The organism is Pantoea sp. T14 (assembly GCF_036663535.1).
In the GTDB taxonomy this organism is placed as follows: Bacteria; Pseudomonadota; Gammaproteobacteria; order Enterobacterales; family Enterobacteriaceae; genus Pantoea; species Pantoea phytostimulans.
On record NZ_JAWUEB010000025.1, the window covers coordinates 366568 to 384831 of the forward strand.

Here is an 18264-nt window from a genome sequence, read left to right on the forward strand (position 1 = left end):
ACTCAAACCGGTTTGACGCCAGCGGAAAGCAGGGCGTTTTCAAACTTATCGATAAAGATTTCCAGCTCTGCATTGGTGATCAGCAGCGATGGCAGCAGACGAAGCACGCTACCGTGACGGCCGCCGCGCTCAAGGATCAGGCCATTTTCAAAACATTTCTTCTGCACCAGCGCGGAAAGTTCGCCATCAGCCGGGAAGCAACCCATGTGATCTTTCGCTTCGTTTGGCTTGACCATTTCAATACCGATCATCAAGCCCAAACCGCGCACGTTACCCAGCACTGGATAGCGTTTCTGCAGGTCCGCCAGTTTGCCTTTCAGCCATTCGCCTTGCTCAGCGACTTTGCTGGCAACGTTGTTATCTTTCAGGTAGCGCAGCGTGGTCAGGCCGGTAGCCATGGCCAACTGGTTGCCACGGAAAGTACCGGTATGATGGCCAGGCTCCCACGCATCGAACTGCTTTTTGATGCCCAGAACCGCTAATGGCAAACCGCCACCCACCGCTTTTGACATCACGATGATGTCTGGCTCAATACCTGCGTGTTCAAAGGCGAACAGTTTACCGGTACGCGCAAAGCCCGCTTGTACTTCGTCAATGATCAACAGGATGCCGTGCTCCTGAGTCACTTTACGAATACGTTGCAACCACTCTGCAGGTGCTGGGTTCACACCGCCTTCGCCCTGAACCGCTTCCAGAATGACGGCAGCCGGTTTACGAACGCCGCTTTCCACGTCGTTGATCAGGTTTTCAAAGTAGTAGGTCAAGGCTTTCACGCCTGCTTCACCGCCAATGCCCAACGGACAACGGTAAAGGTGCGGGTAAGGCATAAACTGCACTTCAGGCATCATGCCGTTAATGGCTTCTTTCGGTGACAAGTTACCGGTCACGGAAAGTGCGCCGTGCGTCATACCGTGATAACCGCCAGAGAAGCTGATCACACCCGTACGGCCAGTGTGTTTTTTCGCTAACTTCAGCGCTGCTTCAACCGCATCGGCACCCGATGGACCGGTGAACTGCAGGCAATACTCTTTACCTTGGCCTGGCAACAGCGAGAGCAGATAAGCTGAAAACTCATCTTTTAACGGTGTTGTTAAATCGAGGGTATGTAACGGCAAGCCGCTGGTAATGACATTTTGGATGCTTTGCAATACATCAGGATGATTGTGACCCAGCGCCAGTGTTCCTGCGCCGGCCAGACAATCGAGGTATTGCTTATTTTCAACGTCAGTAATCCATACGCCTTGTGCTTTGGCGATGGCTAAGGGCAATTTGCGAGGGTAACTTCTGACGTTTGATTCAAATTCAGCCTGTCTGGCCAAATAAGTCTCATTATTACGGTTTAATGAATGCGCATCTACACTGTCAATACGGACTTTATCCGTCATCATATCTCTCCTACAACCAAGACGTCAGGTTAGGTCTCAGTTGAATAATTGAATAAAAAGTGAACCGTTCATTAAAAAAGCGCGGCCAATATAGGACTTTTTGTTGTGGGACTCAATAATTAATTTTGCGGGCGCAGTTTTATGAGTTTTTATTATGAATCAATATGTTGCTGAGTATTTGACCGTAAAAAATGTCAAATTTATGTTATGTACTTATTAATAAAGCACGAAAAGCGCGCCTTAAATTTGAAGGCTCCATTTCTTTTTGATTCATAACAACACGTTAGCGGATTTTGTTAATACCAATATGTTAATGGAATTTTTAGTTATAAGCGGTTTTTTACAGCGGTAGGTTTACTGTGTTGAATAAAGAGAAGGCGGAGAACGGAAAAGAGGGTTCGAAAAAAGAGTAAAACTTCATTACAAAGGCGGCCTGAGAAGCGAGTTAAAGAGGTTGGTTCGGTTTTTTAACCATAAAACCCACGGCGAGACTGGTTAAGAAGTGAGCGCATTGAAAAGTGCAGGCGCTGACGTTAAATCTTGAGGTGCTTTGAATACAGCCCCGTAAAAAACGCGGTTTTGGGGCATGCATAAAGCCTGTTTGTGCCTGCTGCGTTACCATTCATACGCATCCATACACAGGCTATCCCCATTTTCTGTGGATAACTTTTTTCGGCCCATAGCATAAGTGATCGCTATTTTGGAACCCATTGATTTGAGCCCGCGTATCTCGTTAGCGCTTTTTACCCAAAATATCACCCATGCGCTCAATGGTTTGCTGGTCGTAACCTTGCCTGCTTAGCGGCTCAACGACATCACGTTGCATGTTCGGCAGATAACCCACCAGAAGTTCACCTGTGCCTTGCAAGCGAATATTGGCTAAAGCAGCGGGCAGGAGCAGCGTCTCCGCGCGTCCTAAGGTGTAACTTTCGCCTGCGGCCTCGATATGAAGAGGATCACCGAGGTTGGAAAAAATGCGCGTCCCGTTAAATGCATATTCATAAGCTGTGGCAATTTTCCACCGCTCAAGTGCGAAGTAGGGGCCAGCACAGCACATCAGACGGGAGATGTTTGCTGTTTCTTCAATGATTAAACCGGGCTGCGGTTCAGTTGTCAGCGTCGGGCGAAGTTCTGCCATTAGCGCATCAATATTTTTTTCTCGCTCTGGCCGAGAAATTTCGCTGCCATCTTCCATTCGCCACGGCATGGCGTGCTGCTGAATATTGGAGGTTTGTTCTATTTCATAGATCAGCGTATCGGGTCCGAATGAATGCAGCATGCCGCCGGGTATGTAAAAAGTATCGCCGGTTTTGACCGGTTTACGCACCATCACCTCATCGTACTTTTCAGCCAGTAAGGCGGAGCGAACCTCTTCAGGCGTAAGATTGGGTTTAATGCCAGCCAGACAAGACGCATTCGGAGCTGCCCATAAAATATGCCAGGCTTCGGTTTTACCATTGGGCTGCTGCTCAAGCTGCTGCGCGGCGGTGTCGTTAGCGTGGAGGTGCACCGGCAACCTATGTGACGCATCTATAAATTTGGTTAGCAGGGGGAAATGAGGTCCAACCCAGCCGGGTGCGACCATTTCATCGGGATAGCGCTGCGTCAGCTCGCGTAAGGTCAGTCCGGCGTACTCGCCGTTGGTTACAATAGCGTTCATGCCATCTACATCGCTGACTTCCCAGGTTTCAGCGATTCGTTTATCGGGCAAGCCTGTTTTACCCAAGCGGGTTTGAATCAGATCACCGCCAAAAACGTGATAAGCCAGCGGTAAAGAGAGTGACAAAGGATAGGCTTTCATGGTTCAGCTCCTTCTGTAAGCGCCTGCTTACTGCCTTAAGCAGGCGCTGAACGTGTGGCATTAGATCACCGCGACGCCACCGGTTACAGCAATCGTTGCACCTGAAATATAGCTTGCCTCATCGCTTGCTAGCATGACGTAACTGGAAGCCAGTTCTGCGGGCTGTCCAGGCCGTTTTAAGGGAACTTCACTGCCAAAATCTTTAACTTTCTCAGTCGGCATGGTGGTTGGGATCAGCGGCGTCCAGATGGGGCCGGGCGCCACAGCATTCGATCGGATCCCTTTTTCAGCCAAGAGCGCGGCCAGGCTGCCCGAAAAATTAACAATGGCGGCTTTGGTGGCTGAATAGGCGATGAGCATTGGTTTGGGCTGATCGGCGTTAATTGAAGCTGTGTTGATGATCGAGCCGCCCGGCGGCATGTGCGGCACCGCAGCTTTGGTAATACGGAACATGGCATAAATATTGGTTTTCATGGTGCGATCAAATTCTTCATCGCTAATCTCATCCAGTGACTGGCGCGTCATCTGAAAGGCGGCATTGTTCACTAAAATGTTGATCTCACCAAAGGCTTCAACCGCTTTATCGACAATGCTTTTACAGATTTCGGCTTCGGTAATATCACCCGGCACCAATACCGCTTTTTGCCCCGCTTGTTCGACCAAACGGGCGGTTTCCTGCGCGTCTTCATGTTCATCGAGATAGGAAATCAGCACATCTGCGCCTTCTCGTGCATAAGCAAGGGCAACCGCACGGCCAATACCGGAATCACCACCGGTAATAATTGCCTTTTTGCCAGCCAGGCGACCAGAACCTTTGTAACTGTTTTCACCGTGATCGGGCAGCGGCTGCATCTCGGCGGTGTTACCCGGCCAGCTCAGCTGTTGCTCTGGAAAGGGAGGCTGTGGACGATTTTTCGTTGACATAAGGTCTCCTTTTACAGGGGTTGAATTGTTTTTCGTGGCAGCACAAGCAAATCAGCGCTGTTCAAATAAAGCGAATTGTTTATCGCACACGTATATTGATTGATTAACAGACAAGCTGTTGCGTAACAGGCGATGAAGTTAAAGCGTAGTGTAAGAAATAAGGTGCTGCTTCGATTCGGCATTTATTTGGTCAGGAAATGAACATGGTTTAAATAAGCGAGGCGAGAGAGTCAAAACAAGAACGGGAATTTTTAAGGGAAGCGTGAAGAGAAAGGAAATGTTTTTTCACTATGCTCAAAATAGTTGAGTCATAAGCGGAAAACCTTGTCAGCGCATCCGATATCCTGACAAGGGCAATGAACATTATTTTAATTCAGGCCAGGCCACCGCTGAAATGCCGGTTAATTTTGGTGGAGCAAAGAGTGAACCCTGGAAATAACAGACGCCTGCCGCTTCCAGCCACATCCACTCTTCGGGCTTTTCAACGCCTGACGCAATCACTGATATTTCCAGTGCAGAACAACATTTTAAAATTGCCTGGACGATAGCCTGTTTAGGTCCACTTTTGTGTACATCACAGATGATGTCACGATCAATTTTGATTTTGTCCGGCTGAATGCGTGCGAGCAATAACAGCCCGGCAGATCCCGCACCAAAATCATCAATTGCCAGGCTGATGCCCGCCGCTTTCAGTTGCTTGATAGCAGAGTCAAATTCTTCGGCGCGTGAAATGACTTCGTTTTCGGTCACTTCAACCACAATTTGCTCTGGGACTAAGCCATTTGCTGCAATTTCATTTAGCAAGAAATCAACGGCGTTGGGCACCATAACCAACGACATCGGCAGCAAATTAATAGAAAGTGTCAGTCCTTGAACGTCTAGCCTATTAGCCAGCGCAAAAGCGAGTTTTTTAGATTCGAGATCTAACCGATAAAACGCTTCCTGGGAATGCTGAGCAAAAAATTCACGCGGAGAACCGCCAGTGGCGTTTCGCATTAAGGCTTCAAGCGAGACGATACGCTGTGAAAGCGGATCGATAATAGGCTGGAAGGCAAAGCTGTAATTTTCAGCAATGGAAAGCGGTATCTCTCTTTCTATTGCGGGTTGATCATCAACGATAAACTCCCAGGCACTCGCCGGTGGGATCTCGAAGTAGTTTTCTTTTTCTCGAGATTCGACAAAAGTGCGCAAGAATTGCAGCGCACGATCTTCATAAGTGAGTTGATATTTTGAGGTGCCTTTATCTAAAACCGCCTGAAGCACGGTCGCTTTGTCATGCTCTCTCAAGTCAAAGAGTTCCATGCCGACATTACCGAAGCGACGGAAGGGTGCGTAATCACGCAGCAATTCAACCAGATTATGATGGCGAGGATCTTCGCAGATGCGATCGTAAATTTTATTTATTGCTGCATCTGGGCCTTCCAATACTTGAAAGAAGTGGGTGCCGTTAAAGAGCAAAATGCCGGTGACACCAAACGACTCGTTAACTTTATTGGCTTTAACGGCTAACGCTTCGAGAGATTTAATGGCAACGTCATCACTGAGATGACTGCGATAGATGATTGTTGACAGCATGCTCTGTTCCAGAATCTGTGTTCTTTAGTCGCCTACATTAACAGAAGCCTCATCCGTTTTGTCTATAAATGTCCTTAAAAAGAGCTAACGCCTGCGATTAGACGTGAAAAACCTCATGGGAAAGAATAACCAAGCTTATTCGCAGAATAATAGGCTGAGGCTTGTTTAAAAATTGTTCGTTGCACGGCTCGCTTCTGTGTGAATCATTGTCTGGTGCATAAAAAATGGCCGCGAGCATCTCTGCTGCGGCCATTCATCACGGGCTAAGGCTCACCCGTAATACAACATTACCAGCCTTTGATAGCATCGCCTTTGTAGACTTCTTCTGCTTTCTTTAACACTTCTGGAGATTGCAACGCGGCTTTCAATTTCTGAATTTTGTCACTCTCTTTATTGTCTTCACGTGACACCAGCGCATTCACATAAGGTGAATCTGGGCCTTCCATAAATAATCCATCGCGAGTGGCGGACAAGCCTGCCTGCGCCGAAAAGTTGGTATTAATAATCGACAAGGAAACGTTTGGATCGTCAAGCGTACGGGTCAACTGCGGTGTATCCACTTCAACCAACTTCAGGTTTTTTGGATTTTCAATAATATCCAGTGAAGTTGGCAAATAACCCACACCGTCTTTGAGTTTAATTAAACCCTGCGCCTGTAATAGCAGCAGACTGCGGCCCAGCGTGGTGGCCTCATTGGAAATGGTAATGGTCGCACCGTTTGTCAGTTCACTGATGTTTTTGATTTTGTGCGAGTAAGCTGCAATCGGGAACACAAAGGTTTTACCCACGACAGCAAACTTATAACCACGCTCTTTAGATTGATCTTCTAAATAAGGCAGACTCTGGAAGGCGTTCGCATCAACATCTTTGTTATTCAGCGCTTCGTTGGGCAGCACATAGTCGTTAAACGAAGTCACCTCGACATCCAGCTGGTATTTATCTTTGGCAACTTTTTGTACTTCTTCCCAGATTGCCTGATCGGGCCCCGTATTAATCGCCACTTTAACTTTATTATCTTTATCCGGCGAGCAACCAGACAGCAGCACAACGGAACAGGCGAGCAACGCTGATATCAGACCTTTCATGTTTAACAACTTCCTTCAGTTTGGGTAATCGCTGAATAGTAATATAAGTGTTCACACCTGCACACATTGCTTCGGATATAACTTATAACCAACGTGCCACTTGAGATTAAAAAATAGCCGGTAGAGAAACGGGAGACTTAAAAATTAATAAAATGGCTGACTAACGTGCCATCGGTAAAACAATGCAGCATAAAAGAGGAAGAGTCGGTAACGGGAGGAACTTTTTCGGAGCCAAACCATACTGGATTTGCCGGGCAAACCGAGCCACAAATATAAGCAGGTATACCTGAAAAAATGCCGGCGACAGGACGATGAACATGTCCTGATGATAGGGCGACAGGTTTTCGAGGATGAGTGCGTAAACAGGCCTCAAGCTTTGCTGCATCGCGGCACATGATCTGATCCAGCGTTGGAATACCACTGGGGAAAATATGATGGTGCATAAACACTATTGATGTCGCAGGACCTTCGGCTGATAAGCTTTTTTCTAACCATGGGAGATGCTCGGTTAAGCCACCTGCAGCGGAGTCGGAAAGGGTGGTATCAAGCCCGATGAGGCGTACCGCATCAAAATCCGCGGCAAAATGCAGGGGTTCGACATCATCGTGCCAATAGGGTGATTTAATAACAGCGCGCATGAGCGCAGGGTGATCAGAATTACCGGGCAAGATGAGTATGGCGTAATTTTTATTTTTAAGCAGGGCTGAAATTTGCTCATAACCCTCCGTCCAGTCGTCATCAATTAAATCACCGGTGATAACCAAGACCTTTACATCAATACAATCCAACCACATCAAAATACGCTCCAATCGTGACAAGTTGTCGTTGTTGGGCGCTGCATGAATATCGGAGATCTGGACAATTATCATCGGTGTCCTGGCCTAAATAAGCGCTATGGTTTAGCGGAATGATGATGCTGAGTCGGGTGAAAAATAGCTTAGCACGCCAATCGCTTCGACATATTAATGCCTGTTATTGAAAATCCCAGTTTCTCATAAAGATGTTTGGCCGCTGCATTGGTCGGCGCAACACGTAAACCGATCTCCGCGATACCTTCCAGCGCTAATTGGTGGCTCAGATTTTCTAATGCAGCACGGCCATAGCCTTTTCCGCGCCCTTCAGGGTAGATGAAGAAATCACAAATCCAGGCGGATTGACCCTTCATTGTCAGCCATAAGTAACCTACTGGCGGGTCGTCGCTTGCTGATAACGCCAGGCACCAAAGCCGGTTCATTGCGGTCTCTACGCCTTTAGGCAGTGAAAAATCAATGGATTCGGTTGCACGCTGTAAGGCTTCCTCGGGTGAATAGTTCCGGCTGGCGGCGAGGTCATTGGCATATTCATCAATAAACAGTAACTGGTAAACCGCAAACTCATCCGCTTTCATGGGGCGTAATAACATGTGTGACTCACTGTAGTAGGTACTGAAGCAGGGCAAACAGGCATTGTTAATGCCACGCTGAGGTTGGTGCTAAACTCCAGCAAGACGGCATGAATGATTGGCTAATAACGCGTAGAGATACACACCGCTAACCTTCCAACTGCCGTGCACTTTCCTGAAGGCGTTGAAAGGTAGCATAGCGAAGTTGGTGGCGCTCGCGATAATGCGTATCCGGTATGTATTCACTGGCGACGTGTGTAAAACGTGACATGCCTTCACTGACTGATGAAACCATGCCGCCCGCAAAAGCCGCGAGAATAGCAGCACCCAGTAGCACCGGTTCACTGGCTTTAGTGGCAATCACTTTGTGTCCGGTGGCATCTGCGAGCAGTTGTCGAATGAAGGGATGCTGGCCAGCTCCACCGCTGATGACAATATTTTCGATGGTTGCCCCGGCTTCATCCTGAACATCAATGATCTGTCGCAATCCGTAACCAATGCCGCAAATGCCCGCAATGTAGAGTGACAACAGGTTGTCCAGATCGTTTTCCATCCCTAAACCCGCAATCAATGCACGCGCGTGAGGATCGGCGAAGGGTGCGCGGTTGCCAAGGAATTCAGGAACAACGTGAATGCCTTGGGTATGTTCTACCGCTGCCGAGGCGTTCTCGTACTTTTCCAGCGCTAAGTCGGCCAGGAAAACCGGTAACGAAACAGCACGCTGATTCGCCCTATTTGCTGCTTCGCGAGCTGCCGGATGAAACGCTAACAATTGTTCAATTGCTGCTCCAGCGGCACTCTGCCCGCCTTCGTTTAACCACTTTCCTGGCACCATTGCAGAAAAATAAGGTCCCCACACGCCAGGAATAAATACCGGCGCTTCGGTGGTGGTCATGGTGCAGGATGAAGTACCAAATACGTAGGCAAGATTATGGCTGGCGCTGCCTTTGGCGCCAGCCGTACCGATACCGCCGGCATGGGCATCAATCATCCCGGCAGCGACAGGCGTGCCGACCGGTAATCCCATTTCATCCGCCGCTTCTTGTGTCAGCCCTTTACCACAACAAGTGCCCGGTTCGACAATCTGCTGACCAATGCGGGAAAACTGCTCATCGGCCAGCTCTTCAAGCCCGATCTGGCGAAAATAGTCAGCATCCCAGCGCTTTTCGTGGGCGATATAGGTCCATTTACAGGTCACGGTGCAGGTGGAACGCGCCAGATCGCCGCTGCTGCGCCAGGTGAGAAAGTCGGCCAGATCGAAAAATTGCCAGGTTTTGTCATAGGTTTCGCGGCGATGCTCTTTCAACCAAAGAAGCTTTGGCGTCTCCATTTCTGGCGAGATTTTACCCCCGACATAGCGCAATACCGGATGTTGCAGCGTATTGATACGCTCCGCTTGAGCGGTGGCCCGATGATCCATCCAGACAATGACATTGCGATCGTCATTGTTGCTGTCGCTGGTTGCCAGCGGTTTAGCGGCGGCATCCAACACCACCAGCGAGCAGGTGGCGTCAAAACCGATACCGGCAACCCGCTGAGGATCAATGGCCGCGCGCTGGATCGCCTCTTTCACTGCGGCACAAACAGCCTGCCAAATCTCGCGACTCGACTGCTCAACGATATGTCCGGGCGCGCGAAAAAGGGTAATCTCGCGTTTTGCGGTTGCCAACATTTCGCCGGAGTGGTCAAACACGCCAGCACGCGCGCTGGTGGTGCCGACATCGACTCCAATCATGACGCGATTATCCGCTGCGCTATCCTGTAATTTGCTGCCCATACGCTCTCCTTTTCCTGAATCACAGGGTTAAAGATCAACGCTGTTTGGCAGGATAACCAAGTCGCGTACTGTGACATTACGTGGTCGTGTCACCATAAAGAGTACCGCATCTGCCACCTCTTTCGGCTGCATCAGGCTGCCGTTCGCCAGTGCATCTTCTAACTTTTCTTTTGGCCAGTTATCGATTAGCGCGGTGACAACCGGGCCCGGCAAAACGGCGCCAACGCGGATGCCATGTTTCGCTACCTGCCGACGCGTGGTGTGAACAAAAGCCTGCACGGCAAATTTCGACGCCGTATAAATCGGTTCCCAGATCACGGGTACAACGCCGGCAATCGAGCTGGTAAAGAGAATATCACCCGATTTTTGCGCAATCATGTGCGGCAGTACTGCATGAACGGTACGGAAGGCCGCGTTGATATTCAGGTTCAACATGCGGTCCCATTCATCGGGGTTGCCTTCCTCAATCGGGCCCCCCACATAGGCTCCGGCATTGGCGTAAAAAATATCCAGGCCGCCAGCCGCATCCAAAATGCCCTGCAACATGCCTGATATTTCTTGCGGCTTAAGCAGATCAATCACCAACGGAAACGCGTTTTCACCCAGTTCATTTGTCAGCTGTTCTAGCCGCTCACGCGCCCTGTCAATCAGTACCACTTTCGCGCCAGCGGCTAAAAAAGTTCGGGCACATTCCAGACCGATTCCTGAAGCCGCCCCGGTGATGGCGACAACTTTATTTTCAAGTGAATTAAGCATGGTTATTTCTCCTGTAGGAATGCGTTATTTAAGCGCGACCGTGATTAACACGAGAGCGCCGGGCGAGAGAATCGACAATGACAGCAATGGCCAGCACGCCGCCGGTGATCATGTAGCGCAGTGATGAGGGCAGATTAAGCAGTGTCAGGCCGTTGGAGATGGACTGAATAACGATAATGCCCAGCAGCGCGGAATAGGCATTTCCCCGCCCACCAAACAGGCTGGTGCCACCAATGACAGCGGCAGCAATTGCATTAAGGTTGACGTCGCCTGTGCCCGCTTGCTGACTGGCGGAAGCTAATCGGGAGGCTGCAAGGATCCCGCCCAGCGTCGCCAGGGTTGAACAGAGCATAAATGCGCTGATGTAGATGGCACGCACATTAATTCCTGAACGACGAGCGGCCTCACGATTGCCGCCAACGGCAAACATCGAGCGTCCCCATTTGGTTCGTTTCAGCGCATAGTTAAGCAGCACGGTAAAGACCACAAACAGGCCAAAAATCCACGGGACGCCGCGACCGAGGTTAAGGTAGAAAACCGCGAATTCGAAAACCACTGTTAACAGGATGGCGCGAATGAACAGCGCACCCATGGGTTCAGATGAGAGATCAACCTTCTCACGACGGTTACGGGTTCTCAGGCCCTGAATCGCCATGGCTACGCCAGGCAGCACTGCCACCAGATAGGCGAACCAGTCAGGCATTACCATCACCTGGCCAAAACGTACCAGCGGGGAGATATAGGGCAGGTTGATACTGCCTGATGGGCCAAGGATGTAGAGTTGCATCCCCAGCAAGGCCAGTAGCCCGGCAAGCGTCGCGACAAAACTCGGCATACCAAGGCGGTTATAAAGTTGCGCATAGATCATCCCAACCACTGCACCCATCACCAGCGCTACGGCAATCGCACCGGCTATCGGCCAGCCAAGATTAACCCACAATACCCCGATGATGGCGGAAGAGAGCCCGCTCATCGATCCAACAGAAAGATCGATTTCTCCCAGCATCAGTACGCAGACAATACCCAGCGAAATAAAACCAATGGTTGCGCAGTCGAACAGCAAGTTGACCAGGTTGTTGGGAGCCAGGTAAACCGGATTAAGAATGCTGAACACGGTAGAGATTAAAATCAGGCCGAGCACCACCGGCAACATGCCCAAATCACCGGTTTTTATTCGATCAACGAAGGAGTGGAAAACACCGGACAGGCTTTCATCGTGATGCACGCGTTCATCGCTACGATCGAGAGCGGCGCGCCTTTTTTTGATAATGGTGTTCATGGATTTACAGATCTCCAGGCTGGCTTTGATGCGATCTTCTCTCGACCCGGCGTGACACGGCATTTTCCGTGGCACCGGTGATGGCCGCGACCAATTCCTGGTTTGACGCATCGGGAGTGAAAATGCCGGTATTACGACCCAGACGAAGCACAACGATTCTGTCTGCAACTGCCCGCACATCTTCCATGTTGTGGCTGATAATAATGACGCCTAGCCCGCGGGCCCGCACGCGTTCTATCAGGTTCAGCACTTCAGCCGTCTGGGCTACGCCAAGTGCCGCGGTGGGTTCATCAAGCATGACGATTTTCGGGTTTAACAGCAGCGATCGGGCAATGGCGACCGTTTGACGTTGTCCGCCTGATAATGACGCCACAGGTTGGCGCACTGAAGGGATCCGAGCCGCCAACTCGTTTAACAGTGTCCAGGCGCGTACTTCCATCGAGACTTCGTCTAACTGCCAGGCGGAAATCTCATGGCCTAAAAACAGATTGGCAACCACATCAAGGTTTTCACACAGTGCCAGATCCTGAAACACGGTGGCGATACCGTATTCCAACGCTTTGCCGGGACTGTCGAGATTCACCGGCTTGCCTTCAAATTCCACCGTACCGGAAGTGGGCTGGTGCACACCCGCAAGGATTTTCACCAGCGTCGATTTCCCCGCGCCGTTATCACCCACCAGCGCCACCACTTCGCCTGCGAAGATCGCCAGATCGATATCTGTCAGTGCAGAAACCGCGCCAAAGTTTTTCGATACTTTACTGAGCTTCAGTATTGGCTGCCCCTTATCGGGCAGAGTGTCATTTTCATTCAACATGGCGTGACCCTGATTCGATGAAAAAGAGGTCCGTAAGCGTCCGCTACGGACGACTTGCTGACTTACTGAATACCCAGCTTTTTGCAGTCTGCGGCATATTCACCGGTACAGACTTGCGCTGGCGTTTGGATCTTCTTGTCGAAGATTTCGGCTTTGATGTTTTTGGCCGTAATCACTGCGGGCACGAAGAGTTGCGAAGGTGTGTTGTACAAGGTGGTGCCCGCTTTGGGTGTTTTGCCTTGAATCAAGGCCACCGCGACGTTAGCCGCTGCGGCCGCTACCACTTCTGAGGGTTTGGAAATGGTGTTGTATTGATCGCCTGCGATGATCAGTTGCAGCGCGGCAATAGTGGCATCATTGCCGGTGACGGGCGGGATCGGCGTGACGCCAGCGGCTTTGAATGCGGCTATCGCACCGCCGCCTGTACCATCATTAGCCGCAACCACACCTTTGATTTGATCGCTGAAACGAGTGACCTGGCCGGAAGCCCACTCCTGTGCTTTCGGCGGTGCCCATTCAGGCGTATCAAACTCAGCCAGCGTTTTGTAGCCAGACTCTTTCAGCCCGCGATGCACACCGTCCCGAATCAATCCTGCGGCGGCATCCGTGGGTGAACCGTTGATCTGCAGAACGCCTGCACCGGCTTTGACCCCCGATGCTTTTAGGTGATCGACCAGTGATTTAGAAATGGCGTAACCAATGCCTTCGTTGTCGAAAGAAATATAGAAATCAGCCGCTTTGCCCGGGATGGGACGATCGTAAGCGACAACTTTAACGTCCTGCGAATGGGCGATTTCTAAAAGACCTGCCGCCGCCGAGGAATCCACAGGATCCAGTACAATGACTTTCGCACCTTGCGCAATCACCGAGTTGAATTGCTGTTGCTGCAAAGAGGCGCTGGCGTTGGCGTTTTGATAAATCACTTTGCACTCGGCGCAGAGTTTCGCCATTTCCGCTTTGAATCCGGGGTAATCATGCTGTTCATAACGTGTAGATGCCTGATCGGGCATCAGAAAAGCCACTGTCGCCGACTCCGCTGCCTGGGCAGCACCAGCAACACAAACCAACGCGGCAGCCGAAGCCACCAGAATATTGCGATAACGCATTTCTCTTCTCCTCGATTAGACGGGAAAGCATTTCAGTGCGTGTCGGCATGACATTCGCGACTGAAAAACGCGAAGGAGAAAGCGGCTACGGGACATCAGGGGTCTGTTAACTGCGACAGGCTTCTCCCGCTATGACTTTTTCCATAACGTTTATTTGCCTTTTAAATCACATTTAATTCACATCGATATTACATTTGCTCAATCGATGGAGCATGATTGTCACTATTGAAAATTAGTGTCAAGCTAACTAAAAAACAGAGATTGGGATTTGTGATTCAACGCAAACAAGTCAAGAAAACGACGATCTACGACCTGGCTGAACTGACCGGCGCATCTGCCAGCGCGGTCAGTTCTGTGCTCAACGGCAGCTGGAAGAAACGTCGTATCAGCGCAAAGCTGGCGGAAAAAATTACCCGCATTGCCGAAGAGCAGGGCTATGCACTAAACAAACCCGCCAGCCTGTTACGCAGTAAAAAGTCGAAAATTATCGGCATGATTGTGCCTAAATACGACAACCGCTATTTCGGATCGATTGTTGAGCGCTTCGAGTCCATGGCGCGCGAACGCGGGCTTTTTCCCATCATCACTTGCACCCAACGAGAACCTGCGCTGGAAGTCGAAGCCGCAAGCGCCATGCTCTCTTATCAGGTGGATTGGATGATCTCGACCGGCGCAACCGATCCCGACAAAATCACCGATATTTGTGCCCAGGCTGGCGTGCCAACGCTTAATCTGGATCTTCCCGGCAGACACGCGCCCTCAGTGATTTCAGATAACTATGGCGGCGCAAAAGAGCTGACGCATCGTATTTTTAAAAGCTGTGAGAGGCGTCTCGGTTCGGCGCAGTCGCTGGTGTTTGTGGGGGGCCGGCGGACAGATCACAACACCCTTGAACGTTTGCGCGGATTTACGGATGCCCACAAAGAATGGGGTTTAGAGGTGGCTGAATCGAGACTTCTGGCCTGCGGCTATGCGCCAGAAAAATCAGAACAGGCACTTAAAGAGTATGTCGGGCAGGGCGAACGTCCTATTGCAGGCTTGTTTGTTAACTCCACTATTTCGCTGGAAGGGGTAATGCGATGGATGCTGATGTCAGGCTATACCGGTGAAAAACAGCTGGCGATGGGCTGCTTTGACTGGGATCCTTTCGTCGCGCTATTAGGGTATGACATCGAAATGGTGCGGCAAGATGTACCGGCCATGTTAGACGCGATATTCAAGATTATTGATGCCGGTGCCACGGATAAGCAGCTTATTGAAATTCCGCCCCTCTTTACCCGCTGAAGTCGCCAGAAGCCCGGTTTATGTTTACGCCGGGTTTGCAGCACAATCCTGCATTCATCAAGCCTCCACGCTCATTATCACGATTCGGACAGTTCTACGTGGTCAGAGGTCACACGAGTTGCTAAGTTTAGGTGTTAAACTTTTTACCCTTTTTCATCCTTAACCAGGAAAAGATAATGTCTACAAACGCACTTCTTACTGGCGTTATTGGAGAAGCCGTTTTGGAACTCATTGAAAGAAAAGAGCTGGTTGCTTCTGACAGCATCTTGAAGATGATCGAAAAAAAACGGAGTTTCTCGCAAAACCGCGCTCAACAACAGATTCTTGATTACGCCATCGAGTGGATAAAAAAGGGGGTGTAAAACTCTCCCGTTTTTATCGCCTCACGCGCTGCAAGTTTAGCCGCAGCTTTGTGCGCTGACTTGCTGCTTTATTATTGTCAGCACTTCCCCCGATATCCTTGTTTTTGAATGGGCTTATTACTTAGCTCAATACGTTGCGATTTTGCTGAGTCAGCAATGAAACTTCAGTTGATGCGCCAAATGTAATAATATAACATTACATCTCATGTTGCTCACTGAGGATTACGTTTTGGCACATAGCTTGGGTAAACTTGTATTGGCTCTGGGTACGCTTGTTTTAAGCAGTCAGGTTTTCGCTCATGCGCATCATTCACACGGTAAACCGTTGACTGAAGCTGAGCAAAAAGCGTCTGAAGGGATTTTTAGTAACGAAAGCGTGAAAGAGAGAAGCCTGACAGACTGGGATGGCATTTGGCAGTCTGTTTATCCTTTATTGCAGAGTGGCGAGCTGGATCCTGTCTTCAGAAAAAAAGCGGAAAAAGATACACGTAAAACATTTGAAGAGATAAAAGAGTATTACCGTAAAGGATACGCGACAGATATTGATACCATTGGTATTGAAAACGGCGTAATAGAGTTTCATCAAGGCGATAAGGTCAGTTCATGCAAATATGACAGTGCCGGTTACAAAATCCTCACTTATGCATCGGGCAATAAAGGCGTTCGCTATTTATTTGAGTGTAAAGAGCCCAACAGTAAAGCGCCTAAGTATGTGCAGTTCAGCGATCACACCATCGCTCCACGCAAGTCCGCGCACTACCATATTTTCATTGGCAACAGCTCTCAAGAGGCCCTGCTGAAAGAGATGGAAAGTTGGCCTACTTACTATCCTTACCAGTTAATGAATAAACAGGTTGTTGATGAAATGCTTCACCACTGATGTGGTAAAGGTGAATATTTTATCGCGTTATTAACGTACATAGTCTTTCACGCCGCCTTTCAATTATAAAAGGCGGCGTGATTCATAGCGTTGACGCGTCGCCTGTTATTTGGCTCTTTTTGGCTGCGGATCTTGATCGCGTTCAGCTTCAAACACCAGCGCATTACTTTTGCTGTTGAGCTTTTTCAGTACCGGTTGTAATTCCCGTAGTACCTGATCCAGGCGCTGCATATCGCCGACTAACTTGTCATAGGCAGGGGAACCTTGTTGTAATCCTTTCATGCTACGTCCCAATTCACGCAGCGTTTGCTGCATCTCTTCAGGCAAGGTTTTCATGGCCGGGCTAGCAGTGAACTGATTGACATGCTTCAGTGATGTTTGCAGCTCGCGCAGTGTGCGCTGGCTCTCTTTCAAGGTACCTGTTGCCTCAGCCAGCACCGGGTTGAGTTGCAAGCCGTTAATTTTATCTAACGTGGCAACCAGTTTTTGTTGAATCTGATTCAGCCCGCTATTGGTGGTGGGAATGATCTCATATCCGGCAACTTCAACAGGGCCTTTATAAGGCGTCGCATTTTCATAGAAGTCTAAATCGATATAAAGCGCGCCGGAGATCAAATTCCCTGTTTTTAGCGTGGCACGCAGGCCGCGTTTTTTGCCCTCATGAAGTCGTTGTTCAAGATTGAAATTCTTGCCCATACCTTTGATAAAACGATCCGGTTCGATGCTGATCAGCACCGGAACCTGATAATTGGTGTGAAGATCTTGCGTCACGCCCGGCAAAAAGAAGGGTACCTGAGCCACGGTACCAAGGCGAATGCCGCGAAACTCCACCGGTGCGCCCGCTTGCAGACCGCGCACTGAATCCGTAAAGAACATCAGGAAATCGATGTGTTCGGTATAAAGGGAGTCCTGAATGCTGCGCTGATCGTCAAACAGATGGAATTCCGCTTTATTCTCTGCCGCTGCACCGGGTTGCCAGCCCTCCGGCACGTCAAAGCTTACGCCACCGCTGAGCAGGGTGGTCAGCGATCCCATTTCTACGCGCATCCCAGAAGCAGACATTTCTACGGCCACACCGCTGTCTTTCCAAAAGCGGGCGTTAGTTGTCACCAGCGCGTCATAAGGTGAATAGATAAATAACTGATAATTCATAAGGCGCTTATCGGTATCAAAGGCACTGGTTTCAACTGCGCCTACGCGATAGCCGCGAAATAACACCGGATCGCCTGGATTGAGCTGTCCCGCTTTTTTGCTGTCGAGGGTGATATGAATGCCTTTGGCGTTAGCGGGTGCCAGCGGAGGGGAATCTAATAAGGTGTATTGCGTTGGCTGTGCGCCGCTGGAACCCGGCTGTAATTCAATATAGGCGCCGGATAATAACGTCCCGAGACCTGTCACGCCGCCGCGTCCCACTTGCGGTTTGACCACCCAAAATACGCTATTGCCGTGCAACAATCTTTCCATACCGGTTTGCAGACGCGCTTTGATTTCAACGTGATGAAGATCCTCACTCAATACTGCGCTTTCAACCAAACCGATGTTGATGCTGCGACTCTTGATCGTGGTTTTTCCCTCTTCTATTCCTTCAGCATTCGCTGTGATCAGCGTGACTTCCGGCCCTTGACGGCTGTAGTGATAATATAAAATCCATCCGCCAATCAATAAGGTCACGCCGGGGATAATCCAGACCGGTGACCAGCGTTTTATTTTATCAATTTTGGCAATGCCATCACTATTTGCCTTCAAGACACGCCTCCTTAAGGCTGCTTTTTTAGAGACATGATTACAGCGATAAATAAATATTCCGCAAAGGTGACTAAATGAAACGCAATTAAATTAATGAGTTGCAATA

At 49.7% G+C, this 18264-nt stretch carries 16 protein-coding genes; 3 read left to right on the plus strand and 13 right to left on the minus strand.

Annotation, left to right across the window (positions count from 1 at the left end):
- Positions 1–2 precede the first annotated feature (2 nt).
- The 12 genes from SC127_RS14550 to SC127_RS14605 all read right to left on the minus strand — a co-directional run bounded on the left by SC127_RS14550 (position 3) and on the right by SC127_RS14605 (position 13886).
- A complete protein-coding gene (locus tag SC127_RS14550) occupies positions 3–1388 on the minus strand; it encodes a diaminobutyrate--2-oxoglutarate transaminase (RefSeq protein WP_243079178.1) in 1386 nt (461 codons plus the stop codon).
- A 730-nt stretch (positions 1389–2118) separates the two neighbouring features.
- Positions 2119–3186, minus strand: coding sequence for a class I mannose-6-phosphate isomerase (locus SC127_RS14555; protein ID WP_243079177.1), 1068 nt, complete (start codon positions 3184–3186; stop codon positions 2119–2121).
- Positions 3187–3246: 60 nt separating this feature from the next.
- Positions 3247–4110: an SDR family oxidoreductase gene (locus tag SC127_RS14560; protein ID WP_332626992.1), complete on the minus strand. Its 864-nt coding sequence runs from the start codon at positions 4108–4110 to the stop codon at positions 3247–3249.
- Positions 4111–4473: 363 nt separating this feature from the next.
- Positions 4474–5685, minus strand: a complete 1212-nt coding sequence (locus tag SC127_RS14565; RefSeq protein WP_243079176.1) for a diguanylate phosphodiesterase — start codon at positions 5683–5685, stop codon at positions 4474–4476.
- A gap of 287 nt (positions 5686–5972) precedes the next feature.
- Positions 5973–6770, minus strand: coding sequence for a MetQ/NlpA family ABC transporter substrate-binding protein (locus SC127_RS14570; protein ID WP_215848652.1), 798 nt, complete (start codon positions 6768–6770; stop codon positions 5973–5975).
- 137 nt (positions 6771–6907) lie between these two features.
- Entirely contained in the window at positions 6908–7639 is a 732-nt protein-coding gene (locus tag SC127_RS14575; RefSeq protein WP_243079175.1) for a metallophosphoesterase, read from the minus strand.
- A gap of 68 nt (positions 7640–7707) precedes the next feature.
- Complete coding sequence (locus tag SC127_RS14580; RefSeq protein WP_332626993.1) at positions 7708–8172, minus strand: GNAT family N-acetyltransferase; 465 nt, start codon at positions 8170–8172, stop codon at positions 7708–7710.
- 127 nt (positions 8173–8299) lie between these two features.
- Complete coding sequence (locus SC127_RS14585) at positions 8300–9928, minus strand: FGGY-family carbohydrate kinase (protein ID WP_332626994.1); 1629 nt, start codon at positions 9926–9928, stop codon at positions 8300–8302.
- A gap of 27 nt (positions 9929–9955) precedes the next feature.
- The gene (locus tag SC127_RS14590) at positions 9956–10684 is read right to left on the minus strand and encodes an SDR family oxidoreductase (RefSeq protein ID WP_243079172.1); all 729 of its coding nucleotides are present in this window, start codon (positions 10682–10684) and stop codon (positions 9956–9958) included.
- Positions 10685–10712: 28 nt separating this feature from the next.
- Positions 10713–11963, minus strand: a complete 1251-nt coding sequence (locus tag SC127_RS14595) for a sugar ABC transporter permease (protein WP_332626995.1) — start codon at positions 11961–11963, stop codon at positions 10713–10715.
- Between the two features lie 4 nt (positions 11964–11967).
- Positions 11968–12780 (minus strand): ATP-binding cassette domain-containing protein, encoded by an 813-nt coding sequence (locus SC127_RS14600; protein ID WP_215848657.1) that lies wholly within the window; start codon positions 12778–12780, stop codon positions 11968–11970.
- A gap of 62 nt (positions 12781–12842) precedes the next feature.
- Positions 12843–13886, minus strand: a complete 1044-nt coding sequence (locus SC127_RS14605) for an ABC transporter substrate-binding protein (protein WP_243079170.1) — start codon at positions 13884–13886, stop codon at positions 12843–12845.
- Between the two features lie 270 nt (positions 13887–14156).
- On the opposite strand from SC127_RS14605, the gene SC127_RS14610 reads away from it, so the two are divergent.
- The 3 genes from SC127_RS14610 (at position 14157) to zinT (ending at position 16412) form a co-directional block, all read left to right on the plus strand.
- Entirely contained in the window at positions 14157–15170 is a 1014-nt protein-coding gene (locus tag SC127_RS14610; RefSeq protein ID WP_332626996.1) for a LacI family DNA-binding transcriptional regulator, read from the plus strand.
- Between the two features lie 176 nt (positions 15171–15346).
- Positions 15347–15532 carry a hypothetical protein gene (locus SC127_RS14615; protein ID WP_243079168.1) on the plus strand — a complete coding sequence of 62 codons (186 nt, stop codon included), beginning with the start codon at positions 15347–15349 and terminating at the stop codon, positions 15530–15532.
- Positions 15533–15737: 205 nt separating this feature from the next.
- Complete coding sequence (zinT, locus tag SC127_RS14620) at positions 15738–16412, plus strand: metal-binding protein ZinT (RefSeq protein WP_409076045.1); 675 nt, start codon at positions 15738–15740, stop codon at positions 16410–16412.
- Positions 16413–16517: 105 nt separating this feature from the next.
- Here the strand turns inward: zinT and pqiB are convergent, their stop codons facing one another.
- Entirely contained in the window at positions 16518–18158 is a 1641-nt protein-coding gene (pqiB, locus tag SC127_RS14625; protein ID WP_243079166.1) for an intermembrane transport protein PqiB, read from the minus strand.
- Positions 18159–18264 lie beyond the last annotated feature (106 nt).

What these genes read in the sequence shown, in the direction of transcription:
- SC127_RS14550 (WP_243079178.1), bottom strand. Translation starts at nt 1,388, where the DNA reads ATGATGACGGATAAAGTCCGTATTGACAGTGTAGATGCGCATTCATTA.
- SC127_RS14555 (WP_243079177.1), bottom strand. Translation starts at nt 3,186, where the DNA reads ATGAAAGCCTATCCTTTGTCACTCTCTTTACCGCTGGCTTATCACGTT.
- SC127_RS14560 (WP_332626992.1), bottom strand. Translation starts at nt 4,110, where the DNA reads ATGTCAACGAAAAATCGTCCACAGCCTCCCTTTCCAGAGCAACAGCTG.
- SC127_RS14565 (WP_243079176.1), bottom strand. Translation starts at nt 5,685, where the DNA reads ATGCTGTCAACAATCATCTATCGCAGTCATCTCAGTGATGACGTTGCC.
- SC127_RS14570 (WP_215848652.1), bottom strand. Translation starts at nt 6,770, where the DNA reads ATGAAAGGTCTGATATCAGCGTTGCTCGCCTGTTCCGTTGTGCTGCTG.
- SC127_RS14575 (WP_243079175.1), bottom strand. Translation starts at nt 7,639, where the DNA reads ATGATAATTGTCCAGATCTCCGATATTCATGCAGCGCCCAACAACGAC.
- SC127_RS14580 (WP_332626993.1), bottom strand. Translation starts at nt 8,172, where the DNA reads ATGTTATTACGCCCCATGAAAGCGGATGAGTTTGCGGTTTACCAGTTA.
- SC127_RS14585 (WP_332626994.1), bottom strand. Translation starts at nt 9,928, where the DNA reads ATGGGCAGCAAATTACAGGATAGCGCAGCGGATAATCGCGTCATGATT.
- SC127_RS14590 (WP_243079172.1), bottom strand. Translation starts at nt 10,684, where the DNA reads ATGCTTAATTCACTTGAAAATAAAGTTGTCGCCATCACCGGGGCGGCT.
- SC127_RS14595 (WP_332626995.1), bottom strand. Translation starts at nt 11,963, where the DNA reads ATGAACACCATTATCAAAAAAAGGCGCGCCGCTCTCGATCGTAGCGAT.
- SC127_RS14600 (WP_215848657.1), bottom strand. Translation starts at nt 12,780, where the DNA reads ATGTTGAATGAAAATGACACTCTGCCCGATAAGGGGCAGCCAATACTG.
- SC127_RS14605 (WP_243079170.1), bottom strand. Translation starts at nt 13,886, where the DNA reads ATGCGTTATCGCAATATTCTGGTGGCTTCGGCTGCCGCGTTGGTTTGT.
- SC127_RS14615 (WP_243079168.1), top strand. Translation starts at nt 15,347, where the DNA reads ATGTCTACAAACGCACTTCTTACTGGCGTTATTGGAGAAGCCGTTTTG.
- zinT (WP_409076045.1), top strand. Translation starts at nt 15,738, where the DNA reads ATGTTGCTCACTGAGGATTACGTTTTGGCACATAGCTTGGGTAAACTT.